Annotated in this window: 10 protein-coding genes; 5 read left to right on the plus strand and 5 right to left on the minus strand. The window is 69.1% G+C overall.

Annotated features, from left to right (window positions below; all coding sequences use genetic code 11):
- Positions 1 to 993: a 23S rRNA pseudouridine(1911/1915/1917) synthase RluD gene (rluD, locus tag EV148_RS00140; RefSeq protein WP_131991654.1), complete on the minus strand. Its 993-nt coding sequence runs from the start codon at positions 991 to 993 to the stop codon at positions 1 to 3.
- 170 nt (positions 994 to 1,163) lie between these two features.
- Between rluD and EV148_RS00145 the strand changes: the two genes are divergently transcribed.
- Positions 1,164 to 2,003 (plus strand): outer membrane protein assembly factor BamD, encoded by an 840-nt coding sequence (locus EV148_RS00145; RefSeq protein WP_131991655.1) that lies wholly within the window; start codon positions 1,164 to 1,166, stop codon positions 2,001 to 2,003.
- Here EV148_RS00145 and EV148_RS00150 read toward each other — a convergent pair whose 3' ends face one another.
- The 4 genes from EV148_RS00150 to sucC all read right to left on the minus strand — a co-directional run bounded on the left by EV148_RS00150 (position 2,004) and on the right by sucC (position 8,802).
- Positions 2,004 to 3,650, minus strand: a complete 1,647-nt coding sequence (locus tag EV148_RS00150) for an NAD+ synthase (protein ID WP_131991658.1) — start codon at positions 3,648 to 3,650, stop codon at positions 2,004 to 2,006.
- A 61-nt stretch (positions 3,651 to 3,711) separates the two neighbouring features.
- Positions 3,712 to 6,381, minus strand: coding sequence for a cadherin-like domain-containing protein (locus EV148_RS00155; RefSeq protein ID WP_131991661.1), 2,670 nt, complete (start codon positions 6,379 to 6,381; stop codon positions 3,712 to 3,714).
- Between the two features lie 367 nt (positions 6,382 to 6,748).
- Positions 6,749 to 7,618, minus strand: coding sequence for a succinate--CoA ligase subunit alpha (sucD, locus tag EV148_RS00160; protein ID WP_131991664.1), 870 nt, complete (start codon positions 7,616 to 7,618; stop codon positions 6,749 to 6,751).
- A 17-nt stretch (positions 7,619 to 7,635) separates the two neighbouring features.
- Positions 7,636 to 8,802: an ADP-forming succinate--CoA ligase subunit beta gene (gene sucC, locus EV148_RS00165; RefSeq protein WP_131991667.1), complete on the minus strand. Its 1,167-nt coding sequence runs from the start codon at positions 8,800 to 8,802 to the stop codon at positions 7,636 to 7,638.
- Positions 8,803 to 8,995: 193 nt separating this feature from the next.
- Between sucC and EV148_RS00170 the strand changes: the two genes are divergently transcribed.
- The 4 genes from EV148_RS00170 to EV148_RS00180 all read left to right on the plus strand — a co-directional run bounded on the left by EV148_RS00170 (position 8,996) and on the right by EV148_RS00180 (position 16,170).
- A complete protein-coding gene (locus EV148_RS00170) occupies positions 8,996 to 10,633 on the plus strand; it encodes an ATP-binding protein (RefSeq protein ID WP_131991670.1) in 1,638 nt (545 codons plus the stop codon).
- Between the two features lie 106 nt (positions 10,634 to 10,739).
- A complete protein-coding gene (locus EV148_RS00175) occupies positions 10,740 to 12,161 on the plus strand; it encodes a sigma-54-dependent transcriptional regulator (protein ID WP_131991673.1) in 1,422 nt (473 codons plus the stop codon).
- A 158-nt stretch (positions 12,162 to 12,319) separates the two neighbouring features.
- On the plus strand, positions 12,320 to 13,063 hold the full coding sequence (tfpZ, locus tag EV148_RS18280; protein ID WP_158287239.1) for a TfpX/TfpZ family type IV pilin accessory protein: 744 nt from the start codon (positions 12,320 to 12,322) through the stop codon (positions 13,061 to 13,063).
- A gap of 71 nt (positions 13,064 to 13,134) precedes the next feature.
- Positions 13,135 to 16,170: a spermine/spermidine synthase domain-containing protein gene (locus EV148_RS00180; protein ID WP_158287240.1), complete on the plus strand. Its 3,036-nt coding sequence runs from the start codon at positions 13,135 to 13,137 to the stop codon at positions 16,168 to 16,170.
- Positions 16,171 to 16,188: the final 18 nt, after the last annotated feature.

The raw sequence follows: 16,188 nt of genomic DNA on the forward strand, positions 1-16,188 counted from the left end.
TCAGCCGTTTTCCTTCGTGTCCGCACGCAATGCTGCGAGCAGCGCCTCCATGTCGGCCGGGCGTTCCGCCTCGACCGCGACGGGCTTGCCGCTCTTCGGGTGGGCGAACTCGAGCTTCTCCGCGTGCAGTGCCTGGCGCCTGAAGCCACGCAGGGCCGCGGCGAGTTCCGGCGTCGCGCCCTTGGGGAGCTTGAGCAGGCCGCCGTACTGCGCGTCCCCGACGAGCGGATGGCGCACGTGCGCCATGTGCACGCGGATCTGGTGCGTCCGCCCGGTTTCGAGCCGGCACTCGATCAGGGTCATCGTGCGGAAGCGCTCGCGCACGCGGTAGTGCGTGATCGCCTCGCGGCCATCCTCGCGCACGGCCTGTTTCAGGCGGTCGTGCGGATGGCGGCCGATCGGGGCGTCGACGCGACCGCCCGCGACCATCGCGCCGTAGACGATCGCCGCGTACTGGCGGTGCACGTCGCGCTCGGACAGCTGTTCGACCAGCGCGGTATGCGCGCGCAGCGTGCGCGCGACGACCATCAGGCCCGAGGTGTCCTTGTCGAGGCGGTGCACGATGCCGCCGCGCGGGATCTCCGCGAGCTTCGGATCATGGTGCAGCAGCGCGTTCTGCAGGGTGCCCGCGGGATTGCCCGCGCCCGGATGCACGACCAGGCCGGGCGGCTTGTTGACGACGATGACATCGGCGTCCTCGTAGCGGATGTCGAGCGGGATCTCTTCCGCCTGTGCGCCGATCTCGCGCTCCATGCGCACGTCGAGTTCGATCGCCTCGCCGCCGCGCAGGATCTGCCGGGGCGGGACGACTTCGCCGTCGAGGCGCACCGCGCCCGCCTTGATCCACGCGGTCAGGCGCGAGCGCGAGTAGTCCGGGAACAGCTCGGCGAGCGCCTGGTCGAAGCGCCGGCCGGCCAGCCCGTCGGGCACGGTGGCGGCAAGGCGCGCTGCGGTCGACGGCCGCTCGTTCAGGCGTGATTCGGGTTCGCTCATGCTCGGGAATGCCGGGAAACGGCGCTTCCAGCGCCGGCGGGGTTTCGGGTTATGATCGGTGTTTCGCGCGGCGCGTGGTAGCGTCGCGGGCCGGTCGCTCCGGCGGACCCGGCCAGCAGATGCAGCCGGACCCACTCCATCCGTCCATCATCGCAGAGCCTGCCACCCGCATGCGAGTCTCCTCCAGTTTCCGTCCCGTCCTGCGCCTCGTCCTGCTCGCGCTCTTCGTCGCGCTCGCCGGCTGCTCCCTGTTCCATCGTGGCAAGAAGGGCGACCCGATGGACACGCTGTCGGTCGAGCAGCTCTACCAGCAGGGCAACGAAGCGCTGCAGTCGGGCAACAACGACTATGCCGTGCGCACGTTCCAGCGCCTGATCGCGCGCTTCCCGTTCGGCCCGTACACCGAGCAGTCGCAGCTCAATCTCGCCTATGCGCAGTACAAGTCGGACAAGCCCGACGATGCGTACTCCACCATCAACCGCTTCATCAAGACCTATCCCACGCACCGCCACGTCGATTACGCCTACTACCTGCGCGGGCTGATCAACTTCAACCGCTCGGGCGGCTTCCTCGAGCGCTACGTCGGCCTCGACATGACGCAGCGCGACCAGGCCAACCTGCGCCAGTCGTTCGACGATTTCGGCGCGCTGCTCACGCGCTATCCGCAGAGCCGCTACGCCCAGGACAGCCGCCAGCGCATGGTCCACCTGCGCAACATGATGGCGCAGTCGGACCTCAACATCGCCCTCTTTTACCTCAAGCGCGGCGCCTACGTCGCCTCGTCGAACCGCGCCAAGTCGATCATCGAGACCTACCCGCAGACGCCGCAGGCGGGCGACGCGCTCGCGATCATGGTCAGGAGCTACCACGAGCTCGGCCAGGACAAGCTCGCCGACGACGCCAGGCGCGTGCTCGAGCTCAACTACCCCGACCACCCGTCGCTCAAGGGCCGCTGGCCGAATTACCGCTCGAACTGGTGGAAGCTGATCCCGCTGCAGAACCGCGGCTGATCAGCGCCAGCCCGAGGTGATCGGATAGCGGCGTTCGCGGCCGAACGCGCGCCGCGAAACCTTCGGCCCCGGCGCCGCCTGCTGGCGCTTCCATTCGCTGATCTTCACGAGCCGCAGCACGCGCTCGACCGTCGCCGCGTCGAAACCGGCGCGCACGATCTCCTCGCGCGACTGCTCCTGGTCGACGTGTCGCAGCAGGATCGCGTCGAGCACGTCGTAGGGCGGCAGCGAATCCTGGTCGGTCTGGTTTTCGCGCAATTCCGCCGACGGCGGGCGCGCGATCACCGCCGGCGGGATCACCGGCGTGCCGGCGACCGCGTTGCGCCAGCGCGCGAGCGCGAACACCTCGGTCTTGTACAGGTCCTTGATCGGCGCGTAGCCGCCGCACATGTCGCCGTAGATCGTCGCGTAGCCGACCGCGTACTCGCTCTTGTTGCCGGTCGTCAGCAGCAGGCCACCGAACTTGTTCGCCAGCGCCATGAGGATCACGCCGCGGCAGCGCGACTGCAGGTTCTCCTCCGTCACGTCGGCGTCCACGCCCGCGAACGCGGGCGCGAGCGCGTCGAGGAAACCGCGGAACGGCGCCTCGATCGGCACGCTCATGATCCGGACGCCGAGCGCGCGCGCCTGCTCGTCGGCGAGGTCGTTGCTGAGTTCGGAGGTGTAGCGCGACGGCAGGCGTACGCCGGTCACGTTCCCGGCGCCGAGCGCGTCGACCGCGACGGCGAGCACGAGCGCGGAGTCGATGCCGCCGGAGAGGCCGATCCACGCCTTGGAGAAGCCGTTCTTCACGCAGTAGTCGCGCGTGCCGCGCACGATCGCGCGCCAGGCGAGTGCGTCGCGGCCTTCGTCCTCCTCGACCGGCCAGGCGACCGGGGTGAAGCGGCGCGTCGCCGCATCGTAGTCGGCGACGAGCCAGTGGTCCTCGAACGCACGCGCGGCCGGATGGACGTGGCCGTCACCGTCGGCGAGCACGGACGCGCCGTCGAACACGACCGCGTCCTGCCCGCCGACCGTGTTGAGGTAGGCGACACCGACGCCGCGGCCGTCGCGGCGCGACTCCTGCACGCGCTCGGCGAGCAGCGCGTCGCGCTGCGCGTGCTTGTCGCGCTCGAACGGCGATGCGTTCGGCACCAGCACGAGTTCGGCGCCCGCGGCGACCGTGCCCGCGAACGGCTCGGCGAACCACAGGTCCTCGCAGATGATGAGCCCGACGCGGACGCCGCCGACGTCGAATACGCAGTCGTCGCGATCCGGATCGACGTCGAAGTAGCGGCGTTCGTCGAAGACCGCGTAATTGGGCAGCTCGCGCTTGCGATAGGTCGCGGCCACGGCGCCGTCGCGCAGCACGCTCGCCGCGTTGTAGACGACGGAGCCGGCGGCCTGCGGCCAGCCGACCACGGCGACGATGCCGCGCGTCGCCGCGGCGAGGCGGCCGAGCGCGGCTTCGCATTCGGCGAGGAAACTCGGCCGCAGCAGCAGGTCCTCGGGCGGATAACCGCTCAGGGCGAGTTCGGGAAACAGCACGAGGTCGGCGCGGTGCTCGTCGCGCGCCTGCGCGACGAGGGCGGCGATGCGCTCCTCGTTGCGGGCGACGGAGCCGACCGGGAAATCGAACTGGGCAAGGGCGATGCGCAACTTCGGCATGCGGCGTGGCGGGCGGCACGAAAACGCCATTGTAAGCCCAGCGGTCCGACGCCCGCGCTCGCTACGGAATCCCGGTCACGACGTTGACGATGGCCGTGGCCGTGCCGCCGCGGCCGTCGCTGATCGTGTAGGTGAACGCCGCCGCGCCGAGATAGCCGTTCGGCGACCAGGTCACGGTCGTGCCGGTGATCGCGACGCTGCCGGCCGGGGCGCCGCTGGCCGCGACCGGCTGCGTCACCGCGATGATCGTGAGTGGATCGCCGTCCGGATCGCTGTCGTTGGCGAGCACGGCGATCACCGTCTGGTTGAATCCGCCGTTGTCGTTCACCGCGATCGGCGGCCGGTTCGGCGCCGCCAACACGATCACGGTGACGAATGCGGTCGCGCTGCCGCCGCGGCCATCCGAGATCGTGTAGGCGAAGCGATCGACGCCGCTGAAGCCGGCCAGCGGCGTGTAGAGGACCGCGTTGCCGATGATCGCGACGGTGCCGTAGAGCGGCGCGGTGACGCCCGTGATGGCGAGCGCGTCGCCGTCGGGATCGCTGTCGTTGGCGAGCACGGGGATCTGCACCGGCTGCGCGAACGGCGTCGTCGCCGTGTCGTCGACGGCAACCGGCGGCTGGTTCGGCGCCGCAGTCACGTTGACCGTGACGAGGGCGCTCGCGCTGCCGCCGCGACCATCCGAGATCGTATAGGTGAAGCGATCGATGCCGACCACGCCGGCGGGCGGCGTGTAGCTGATCGCTCCGCCGGCGATCACGATCGTGCCCAGCGCGGGCGGCGTCGTCGCGGTGATTGCAAGCGGATCGCCGTCAGGGTCGCTGTCGTTGGCGAGCACCGCGATCGCGACCGCGCCGCCGCCGGACGTCGCGGTCGCGGTGTCGTCGAGCGCGACCGGTGGACGGTTCGGCGACGCCGTGACGGTGATAGCGACGCGTGCGGTCGACATGCCGCCACGGCCGTCGCTGATCGTGTAGACGAACGCGTCGGCGCCGACGTAACCGGGCGTGGACGCGTACAGCACCCGGTTGCCGCTGATCGCCGCGCTGCCGTGCAGGGGTGCTCCGACGGATGCGAGCGACAGCGCGTCCCCGTCGGCGTCGATGTCGTTGGCGAGCACGTCGACCGCGACGAGCTGCCCGCTCGCGACCGTCGCCGCGTCCGCGCGCGCGACCGGATTGCGGTTCGGCTGCACGGCGACGGTGATCGTGACGGTCGCGCTCGCCTGGCCGCCGTGGCCATCCTCGACGACGTAGGTGAAGGCGTCGGGTCCGCTGTAGCCGGCTGCAGGCCGGTAGACGATGCCGTGCCCGGAGATCGACGCGGTGCCGTGGCCCGGGACGCCGACGCTCGCGAGCACGAGCGCATCGCCGTCCGGGTCGCCGTCGTTGGCGAGCACGGCGATCGTGACCGGCTGCCCGGAGGTGGTCGTCGCGACATCGTCGCGCGCGATTGGCGGCTGGTTCGGCCGCATGCCGACGGTCACCGTCACGTTCGCGCCCGCACTGCCGCCATGGCCATCGGCGATCGTATAGGCGAACGTGTCCGAACCGCTGAAACCGGCCGCGGGGGTGTACAGGATCGTGCCGCCGGAAGCGACCGCCGTGCCGTGCGCAGGCGCGGTGACGGCGGTGATGGCGAGCGCATCGCCGTCGGCATCGCTGTCGTTGGCGAGGACGTCGATCGCGAGCGCGACGCCCGTGCTCGTGTTGGCGACGTCGGCCTGCGCGAGCGGGAAGTGGTTGGTGTACTGGCGCGGCCCGCGCGTGACCGACACCGTCTGCGAACGCGTGCGCCGATAGCTCTCGACCGTGCGCGGGTGCGCGCTCGACGGTCGCGCGAGCGAGCGGGAAATCCACGCCGGGTCCTCGAGGTTCGCGGTCGGCGTGAAGGCACCGTGCCGGCCGAACTCGTAACGCAGGAACAGCGACAGGCGATCGTCGTCGCCGCCGCCCGCGCCACCCTGGCGCGCGACGTGCTCGGCCAGCGCGGACAAGCCCCAGCCACGCGTGCCGAGCGGCGTATCGAGGCCGAGCGAGAACGTCGTCGCACGCGCGCCGTCGCCATCCTGCGTGCTCGCGCCGCCATGCACGCGCATCGCGAACGGCTCGAACACGTGGCCGAACTGCAGGCCGATCTCGGTGCCGTAGGGACGGCTCTCGAACAGCGTGTCGGTCGTCGTCGTCTCGGCTTGCGTGTAGCTGCCGACTTCGTCGCTGCCGTCGAGCTGGACGACGTCGTCGTGCAGGCTGTGGCGCGCGCCGCGCGCGCCGCTGACGCCGTGGGCGAGCCATGCCTCGACCGAATACGCGCGCCGCTCGATGCCGAAGCCGAGCGTCGCCTTGCGGTCGTGCTGCCCGTTCTGGTCGAGCGCGAAGCTGAGGCGGCTCACGGTCGCCTGGTCCGGATGCATGCGCGCGGCGACCGGATCGCCGCCCCAGAGCCAGTTGAAATCGGCCTGCGCGCCACCCGCGCCCGACTGGTCCCACCACACCTGCCCGACGAGCGCGCGCGCATTGTTGCGCGCGAACACGCCGAGCAACTGGCCCTCGGTGCGCCCTTCGCGATTGATGCCGATCGAAACGCTGCCGTCGCCGCCGACGTAGGTCAGCGGCACCGAGGCGTCGGTGACCGATGGCACGCCCTCGTCAGCGGGGTCCCTGGGCAGGATCTGCGCGGAGACGACCGCCGTGCAGGCGAGGGCGAACAGCGGAACGAGGCGACGGCGCATGATCCCTCCCCGGACACGGCGCGCTGGGTGTCATCCTAACGTCGTTTCGGACCGGGCGTGGACATTCGGTCGTGCGTTCAGGTTTGCCGGACGGGCGTCGCCCGCGTGGCGCCTCGCGGAAGCCCGCAAGGCATCGCGGCTTCCGTCGCCCACGGAAGCGGCGCCCATCCCATTCGTTCGCCGCGGGCCGCGCTCGGCGCGAACGAACCTGTGCGGCGTGTCCGCGCGCGGAACAACCGCTCCCACGGAAGCATGCTCACGCATGCCGCCGGTGCGGCCAGCCGGCCTTCAGCACTCGCGCCCGAAAAACGAAAGGCCGCGAATCACCCCGCGGCCCTTCATCATCAACGCGGGTTGCTCCCGACGCCTACATCTTCGATGCGAGCGTCTTGCCGAGGTCGGCCGGCGACTTCACGGTCGTGACGCCGGCCTTTTCCAGCGCCGCGAACTTCGCCGCCGCGGTGCCCTTGCCGCCGGAGATGATCGCGCCGGCATGGCCCATGCGCTTGCCGGCCGGAGCGGAGGCACCGGCGATGAAGGCGACGACCGGCTTCTTCACGTACTCGGCGATGAACTCGGCCGCTTCCTCCTCGGCGCTGCCGCCGATCTCGCCGACCATGATGATGCCTTCGGTCTGCGGATCGTCCTGGAACAGCTTGAGGCAGTCGATGAAGTTGAGGCCGTTGATCGGGTCGCCGCCGATGCCGATGCAGGTCGACTGGCCGAGGCCGACGTTGGTGGTCTGGAATACCGCCTCGTAGGTCAGCGTGCCCGAACGCGACACGATGCCGACCTTGCCCGGCTTGTGGATGTGGCCCGGCATGATGCCGATCTTGCATTCACCCGGCGTGATGATGCCGGGGCAGTTCGGTCCGATCAGCACGGTGCCCGGACGCTGCTTGAGCACGTTCTTGACGCGCAGCATGTCGAGCACCGGGATGCCTTCGGTGATCGCGACGATGACCTTGATGCCGGCATCGGCCGCTTCGAGGATCGCGTCGGCCGCGAACGGCGGCGGCACGAAGATCATCGACGCGTCGGCGCCAGTGTCGTTGACCGCATCGAGCACGGTGTCGTAGACGGGCAGGCCGATGTGCGTGCCGCCGCCCTTGCCCGGCGTGACGCCGCCGACGAGCTTGGTGCCGTATTCCAGCGCCTGCTCGGAGTGGAACGTACCCTGCTGGCCGGTGAAGCCCTGGGTGATGACCTTGGTGTTCTTGTTGACCAAAACGCTCATGTGTTCGTGTCCTTCGCTCAGGCGGCCTTGACCGCCGCGACCGCCTTTTGCGCGGCGTCGTTGAGATCGTCGGCCGGCGTGATCGCGAGGCCGGAATTGGCGAGCAGCTCGCGGCCCTTCTCGACGTTCGTGCCCTGCAGGCGCACGACGACGGGGATCTCGAGGCCCACTTCCTTGACCGCGGCGATGATGCCCTCGGCGATGAGGTCGCAGCGCACGATCCCGCCGAAGATGTTGACGAGGATCGCCTGCACCTTGTCCGAGGACAGGATCAGCTTGAACGCCTCGGTCACGCGTTCCTTGGTCGCGCCGCCGCCGACGTCGAGGAAGTTCGCCGGTTCGCCGCCGGCGAGCTTGATCACGTCCATCGTCGCCATCGCGAGACCGGCGCCGTTGACCATGCAGCCGATGTTGCCGTCCATCGTGACGTAGTTGAGGTTGTTCTTGACCGCGGCGGCCTCGGCCGGGTCTTCCTGCGACTCGTCGCGCATCGCGACCAGCTTCGGATGGCGGAATTCCGCGTTGTCGTCGGAATTGACCTTGCCGTCGAGCGCCATGAGGTCGCCCGAGGCGACGATCGCGAGCGGGTTGAGCTCGACCAGCGCGAGGTCCTTCTCGTTGAAAAGCTTGTACAGGCCCAGCATGATCTTGGTCAGCTGGTTCGCCTGCTTGGCGTTGAGGCCCATGTCGAAAGCGAGCTTGCGGCACTGGTAGGGCTGCAGGCCCTCGACGAAATCGACCTCGATCGTGTGGATGTCCTCGGGGGTTTCGCGCGCGACCTGCTCGATATCGACGCCGCCCTGCGCGGAGGCGATGAAGGACACCGTCTTGCTGCCGCGGTCGACGAGGATCGACAGGTACAGCTCCTTGGCGATGTCGGTCGCATCGGTGACCAGCACCAGGTTGACCGGCAGCGCGCGGCCGCCGGACTGGTAGGTCTCCATGCGCCGGCCGAGCATGCCCGCGGCGGCCGCCTTCACCTCGTCGAGCGAACGGCAGAACTTCACGCCGCCGGCCTTGCCGCGGCCGCCCGCGTGGATCTGCGCCTTGACCATCCATTGCTCGCCACCGAGCGCGCGGGCGGCTTCGACCGCCTGCTCCGGCGTCGCGGCGACCTTGCCCGGCGGCACAGGGATGCCGTACTCGGCGAACAGTTCCTTGGCTTGGTATTCGTGGAAATTCATGAGACACCTTGTGCGAAGGGACGCACGCGCGCGGCGCGAATCACCGCGGCAGCGCTATCCGGGGAGCGTCGACGCTGAGCCGACGGAAAAACGGGTCGCCTATTCTCGGGGATGGCCGCGGTGAAAGCAAAAGAAGCGCCACCGTCGCCGCTGCGGCAGGCCCCGCAGGCTATACTGGCGCCACGGAGCCTACGTGAGCACGGGTGCCCAATTGCTTGACACGACGGCATCACCGGGCGACATCACCCGGCGCGAACTGTATTTCTTCAACCTCTACCGCTGCCTCGAAGCCGTGGTGTACGTCGGCCTCGTGTTCAGCCCGTTCGCGGTCGACTGGGTGCGCGTCTCGCGCCCGCTGCTCGGCCAGGCGGCCTCGGCGGTCTACCTCGTCGTCGCCCTCGCGCTGCTGGTGAGCACGGAGCGCCTGCGCTCCCGGCTCGCCGGCACGATCAGCACGTCGCTGCTGATCGACATCGTCGCCGCGTCGTTGGTGCTGATCGCGCTGACCGGCCACAGCCTCGTGCCAATGATGCTGCTCGTCAACGTCGGCATCGCCGCGCTGCTGCTGCCGCACCGTGCCTACGTGTTCGCGACCGCCGCGGCGCTCGGCGTCGCGGTGCCGTACGCGTATCAACTGCTGAGCGAGCCCGGCCGGGAAAACAACAGCGTCGAGACGATCGCAGTCGTGGTCGCGTACTTCATCGTCGCCGCGCTGCTGCGCTACCTCGGCGGGCACATGCGCGCGGCGGAGGATCTCGCCGCGCGGCGCGGCGTGGACCTGCTCAACCTCGAGCAGATCAACGACCTCATCATCCAGCGCATGAAGACAGGCGTGCTGCTGGTCGACCGCGCCAACCACATCCTGCGCATCAACGAGTCGGCCTGGCACCTGATCGGCAATCCGCCGCCGAACCAGCGCGAGCTCGGCTCGGCGGCGCCGGAGCTGTCGCGCCGGCTGTACCACTGGCGCCATACCGGCAAGAGCGACCAGACCGCGGTGGCGCTCGCGCACGACGTGCCCGAGGTGATCCCGCGCTTCACCCGCCTCGCGCCGAACGACGACACCAATGTGCTGATCTTCCTCGACGACACGTCCCTGCTGTCGCGACGCGCCGAGGAACTCACCCTGTCGTCGCTCGGCCGCCTGTCGGCGTCGATCGCGCACGAGATCCGCAACCCGCTCGCGGCGATCCGCTATTCGGCGCAGCTGCTCGCCGAGTCGCCCGAGCTCAATGCCGAGGACAAGCGCCTCGTCGACATCATCAACAACCACTGCACGCGCGCCAACGACGTCGTCGAGAACATCCTGCAGCTGTCCAGGCGCGAACGTTCGCGCCCGGAGACGATCGACCTCAATGCCTGGGTACTCGCCTTCGTCGAGGACTACAAGCAGTCCAACGACCTCGGCCAGGATCAGCTGCGCGCCGTCACGCACAACCGCACGCTCGAGGCGATGGTCGACCCGCAGCACCTGCAGCAGGTGGTCTGGAACCTCGTGCAGAACGCATTGCGCTATGGCCGCCAGCCGAACCAGCCCGCACGCGTCAGCGTCGTCGCGCGCCTCGCGGTCGACAAGGGACCGCCGCTGCTCGAGGTGATCGACCGCGGGCCGGGCATCCCGCCGAAGGTCGCCGCGCAGATCTTCGAGCCGTTCTACACCACCCACGAGTACGGCACCGGCCTCGGCCTGTACCTGGCCAAGCAGATGAGCGAGGCGAGCCAGGCCTCGCTCGAATACGTCCCGGTGGCGGGCGGTGGCGCCTGTTTCCGCATCACCCTGACGCCGGCCGGAGCGCTGCTCGCCTCGCGCATCGCGCCGCAGTCGGCCTGACGATCGGCTGAAGGGCGCCCTAGCACAAACCCGCAGCCTTTGCCTTGTACTGCCGCGCGATTTACCCTTTGCGCAGCCTCCCGACCGAAAGCCCGACCCCGACGGCATGAGCAAGCACTACGCACTGGTCATCGACGACGAACGCGACATCCGCGAGCTGCTGACGCTCACCTTGGGTCGCATGGATCTCATCGTCGAAACCGCGGCGACCGTCGCCGAGGCGAGGCAGCGACTCGCCGAGCGCCGCTACGCGCTGTGTTTCACCGACATGCGCCTGCCCGACGGCTCCGGCCAGGAGATCATCGCGCTGGTCGCCGCGCAGTACCCGGAAACGCCGATCGCGATGATCACCGCGTACGGCAACGTCGATGCCGCGGTCGACGCGCTCAAGGCCGGCGCGTTCGATTTTGTCTCCAAGCCGGTCGACATCAGCGTGCTGCGCCGCCTCGTGCAGACGGCACTCAAGCTGTCCGAGGAAAAGCGCGCCGAGCAGTCCAACAGCGGCAACAAGCTGATCGGCGATTCGGCGCCGATGAACGACCTGCGCGCGACGATCGCCAAGGTCGCGCGCAGCCAGGCGCCGGTCTACATCGCCGGCGAGTCGGGCACCGGCAAGGAACTCGTCGCCCGCCTCATCCACGAACTCGGCCCGCGCTCGACCGCGCCGTTCGTGCCGGTCAACTGCGGCGCGATCCCGTCCGAACTCATGGAAAGCGAGTTCTTCGGCCACAAGCGCGGCAGCTTCACCGGCGCGCAGACCGACAAGGACGGCCTGTTCCATGCCGCCCAGGGCGGCACGCTGTTCCTCGACGAGGTCGCGGAACTGCCGATGCACATGCAGGTGAAGCTGCTGCGCGTGATCCAGGAAAAGGCCGTGCGACCGATCGGCGCGCGCGCCGAGGTCGGCGTCGACGTACGCATCCTCTCGGCGACGCACAAGAACCTCGCGCGACTGGTCGAACTCGGCTCGTTCCGCCAGGACCTGTTCTATCGCATCAACGTGATCGAGCTGAAGGTGCCGCCGCTGCGCGACCGGCGCGAGGACATCCCCAAGCTCGCCGGACGCGTGCTCGAACGCCTCGGCAAGGACAACGGCACCGCGCCCGCACGGCTCGAGCCGGAGGCCCTCAAGGCGCTGCTGTCCTACGATTTCCCCGGCAACGTGCGCGAGCTCGAGAACGTGCTCGAGCGCGCGGTCGCGCTGTGCGAGAACAACAGCATCGGCATCGGCGACCTGCGCCTCGCCGCCGGCGATCGCGCGGCGAGCGCCTCCGCCGAGGCGTGGGCGAACACGCCGACGCCGCCCGCGGGGTCGCACTTCGAGCCCCGCCCGCCCGCCCACGCGGCCGAACCGCCCGAGGACGAAGGCTTCCCGAGCGACCTCGCCGCCGCCGTCGCCGAGACCGAGCGCGCGGCGATCATGAAGGCGCTCGAGGCGACGCGCTGGAACCGCACCGCGGCGGCGAAGCAGCTCGGGCTGACGCTGCGCCAGCTGCGCTACCGGCTGGAAAAGCTCGGCATCGAGTAGGCGTCGGGCAGCGCGATGCCGTCGCACTCGCCGCCGGGTGCATCCCTCCGCGACGCGGCGAATGGGGCTACCCGCCGTCGCCTGCGACCCGTGTGAGCGCTCGCGCATCGCGGCGCATCTGCCATATATTTTCCCGAGTCCATCGAGGAGGTCCCCGCATGTCCCGCTGGAAGGCTGCCGGCATCCACGTCTGCATCAGCGCACTCGTCGCGCTGGTCGCGGCAACGCTGATTTTCGGCGTGTGGTATCCGCGTCCCTACAGCCATGCGGCCGGCGCGGACAAGCTGGTCCTGCTGCTGCTCGGCGTCGACGTCGTGCTCGGCCCGCTGCTGACCCTGATCGTGTTCCGCGCCGGCAAGTGGGGCATGCGTTTCGACCTCACGGTGATCGCGATCGCGCAGGCGTGCGCGTTCCTCTACGGCATGTCGGTAGTCGTGCGCGCGCGCCCGGCCTTCGTCGTCGCCAACGTCGACCGCTTCAACCTGGTCGCCGCGAACGACATCGATCCGACCGATTACGCCAAGGCGAAGCGTCCCGATTTTGCCGCGCCACCCTGGACGGGACCGCGCGTGATCGGCGCCCTGCCGCCGACCGACGTCGCCGAACGCAACCGCATCATCCTCGCCGGGCCCGGCGGCAAGGACATCGCCGTGATGCCGCAGTACTACGCCGACTATGCCGTGGCCGCCGCGCAGCTGCTCGAACGTGCCAAGACCATCGATGACCTTCTCAAGAGCCACCCCGATGCCCGGAGCGCCATCGATGCATGGCTGCATGCGAACGGGCGCGAGGCGACGGACGTCCGCTGGGTTCCCCTGGCCGCGCGGCGGGCGACATTGACCATGCTGCTCGACGCCGGGACAGGCGCGCCCCTGGATGCCCTGCCGATCGACCCCTGGTAGCGAACCACGCCACGTCGAACGACGCGCACGCTCGTGTATGCTCGGATGAATACAAGGGCGGGGATCAAGCGATGGCGGAGCATCAGGGGTCGCGCTGGCTGAAGCCGGCAGCATTGTTCGTATTCGCGCTTTCCGGCACGGCCGGCCTGATCTACCAGTCGATCTGGTCGCAATACCTGGGCCTCTACCTCGGCCATGCCGCCTACGCGCAGAGCCTGGTCCTAGCGATCTTCATGGGCGGCATGGCACTCGGTGCCTGGTGGGCGAGCCGGCGCAGCCTGCAGTGGCGCAACCTGCTGCGCGCGTATGCCGTGGTCGAGCTGGTCATCGGCATCGCTGCCGCGCTGTTCCATCCGATCTATCTCGCCGCGACCGGCTTCGCCTACGACAGCGCGTTCCCGGCCATGCCTGGCGGCTGGGCCGTACAGGCGTTCAAGTGGACGAGCGGTGCACTGCTGATCCTGCCGCAAGCGGTCCTGCTGGGCACGACCTTTCCGTTGATGAGCAATGGGCTCATGCGCCGCCTGCGCAAGGAAGACGGCGCCATCCTCGGCGGCCTCTACTTCACCAACAGCCTCGGCGCGGCCATCGGCGCGCTGGTGGCAACGTTCATCCTGTTGCCCGCCGTCGGCCTGCCCGGCGCGATGCGCTTCGGCGCGGTGCTCAATCTCGTCGTCGCGATCGCGGCATGGCTGCTCGCGCGATCGCCGGAGGAGGTGCCGGCCGCGGCCGCGCCAACCGCGGCTTTGCACGGGCGCGGCGGGATCACGCGCCTGCTGCTCGTCGCCGCATTCATCACGGGCGCCACTTCGTTCGTCTACGAGATCGGCTGGGTTCGCATGCTGAGCCTCGCATTCGGCAGCACCGTGCATGCGTTCGAACTCATGCTCGCCGCATTCATCGGCGGACTCGCGTTCGGCGGACTGTGGATACGCAAGCGCATTGACGGCTATGCGCAACCGATCAGGATCGGCGGTTTCGTCCAGATCGGGATGGGACTCGCCGCACTGGCGAGCCTTGTGCTCTACGACCGCTCGTTCGACTGGGTCGCCTGGTTCATGAAGGCGCTGTCCCGCAGCGACGGTGGATACGCCTTGTACAACATCGTCACCGCGACGGTCTCGATGGTGCTGATGGCGCCGGCGGCGTTCTTCGCCGGCATGACGCTTCCGCTGTTCACCTTCGCCCTCCTGCGCGGCGGCGGTGGCGAAGCGAGCGTCGGCCGCATCTATGCCGCCAATACGGTGGGCGCCATCGTCGGCGTGCTGGCGACCGTGCATTTCCTGATTCCCATCCTCGGACTGAAGCTCGCCATGTGCGCCAGCGCAGCCGGCGACCTCGTCCTCGGCCTGGTATTGCTGCGCCGCGCGAGCACCGCGACGACGCGCACCGACGGCACCTACCTGGGCGCGCTCGTCGCCTCCGGCCTTGCGCTCGCGGTCGCGCTCGTAGCCGCGCGCTTCGATCCCGACGCAATGGCGGGCGGCGTCTATCGTAGCGGCATCCGCACGATCTCCGAGCAGGGCTTCAAGGTGCTGTTCTATCGTGACGGCAAGACCGCCAGCGTGGCGACGCGGGCCAGTCGCGGCGGGCTGGTCACGATCAGCACGAACGGCAAGGTCGACGCGGGCATCAGCATGGCGCCGGACGGCAAGCCGTCGGCCGATGAAATCACGATGGTGATGGCCGGCGTCCTGCCCCTGCTGTACAACCCGCATCCACGCACGGCCGGCGTCATCGGTTTCGGTTCCGGCCTGACCACGCACACCCTGCTCGGCGATCCGCGACTGGAGCGCGTGGATACGATCGAGATCGAGCCTGCAATGGTCGAGGGCGCCAAGGTGTTCGGCAAATTCGTCGAGCGCGCCTACACGGATCCACGGTCCCACATCCACATCGAGGATGCCAAGACGTATTTCGCGACCAACCGCTCACGTTACGACATTGTCGTCGCCGAACCGTCCAATCCGTGGGTTTCCGGCGTCGCCAGCCTGTTCAGCAAGGAGTTCTACGAGTTCGTGCCGCGCCACCTGCAGCCGGGCGGCATCTTCGTGCAATGGATCCAGTTGTACGAGATCAACGACGAGCTCGTCGCCTCTGTCGCCCACGCGCTTTCCTCGTCCTTCCACGACTATCGCATCTACCTCTCGTACGACGCGGACATGCTCATCGTCGCGCGAGCCGACGGCCCACTCGGCGACCTTCATCCGGAAGCGCTTGCCGACGCGGGACTGAAGGGCCTGGTCGAGCGCGTGGACATCGCGAGCGTGGACGACATCGAGGTGCACCGGCTGGGCGACAGGCGATCACTCGAACCCCTGTTCGACGCGTTGTCCGGGCGCACCACGTCCGATTTCCACCCGACCCTGTCCCTCGAAGCACCAAAGACGCGATTCGTAGGCCTCGCGGCGTACGCCATCGCCGGCCTCCCCAAGGCGGACCTGCCTTATCGCGCGGCGATCGCCGGACTGTCGCTGCCGCCTGCGGACAGGATCACCGACAACCCGTCGTATGCGTTCACCGGGACCGTGCATCGCGCCGCGCGCCTGGCATCGACATTGCGGACCGGCCACATCGGACAGGGCAATGCAGATGCCGAGGCGATTGCCAGCGCCCTCGTACTCAGGGATGCCGTAGGTTCATGCGATGGCGACGAGAAGCTCGACGGCCGCACGATCGACGCGATCGTGCACGTCGCCGGCCGCACGATTCCATACATGGATACCGCGGCTGCACGCGAGCTCTGGAATACGCCGGAGTGGATCCACTGCACGTCCCAGACGAAACCCGTGCGGGCAGTGCTCGACATCGTCGCCGCCTTGGCTCGAGCCGACTGGCCGGTGGTGCAGCGAGACGCCACCGCATTGCTGGGCGAGAAGGGCGAGTACCTGTCGGTGACGTCGAAGGACTGGCTGCTGCGCGCCGCGATGCTCGCGGCGATCGCCGGCGGGGACTATGCCGCTGTTGCCGCGATCGACGAGGGGGTCGGCCGCGATGTGGCCGGCAATGGCGTCACCTTGGCGCATCGTGGCTACATGCTGGCCTTGGCGGACCGCAAGGCGGCCGGCGAGGCGCCCCCTCGGACGCAGGATGCAAGCGTACATTGACGGCGGGCCCGGAGCCCA

This window comes from Dokdonella fugitiva, from assembly GCF_004342425.1.
Lineage (GTDB): Bacteria > Pseudomonadota > Gammaproteobacteria > Xanthomonadales > Rhodanobacteraceae > Dokdonella_A > Dokdonella_A fugitiva.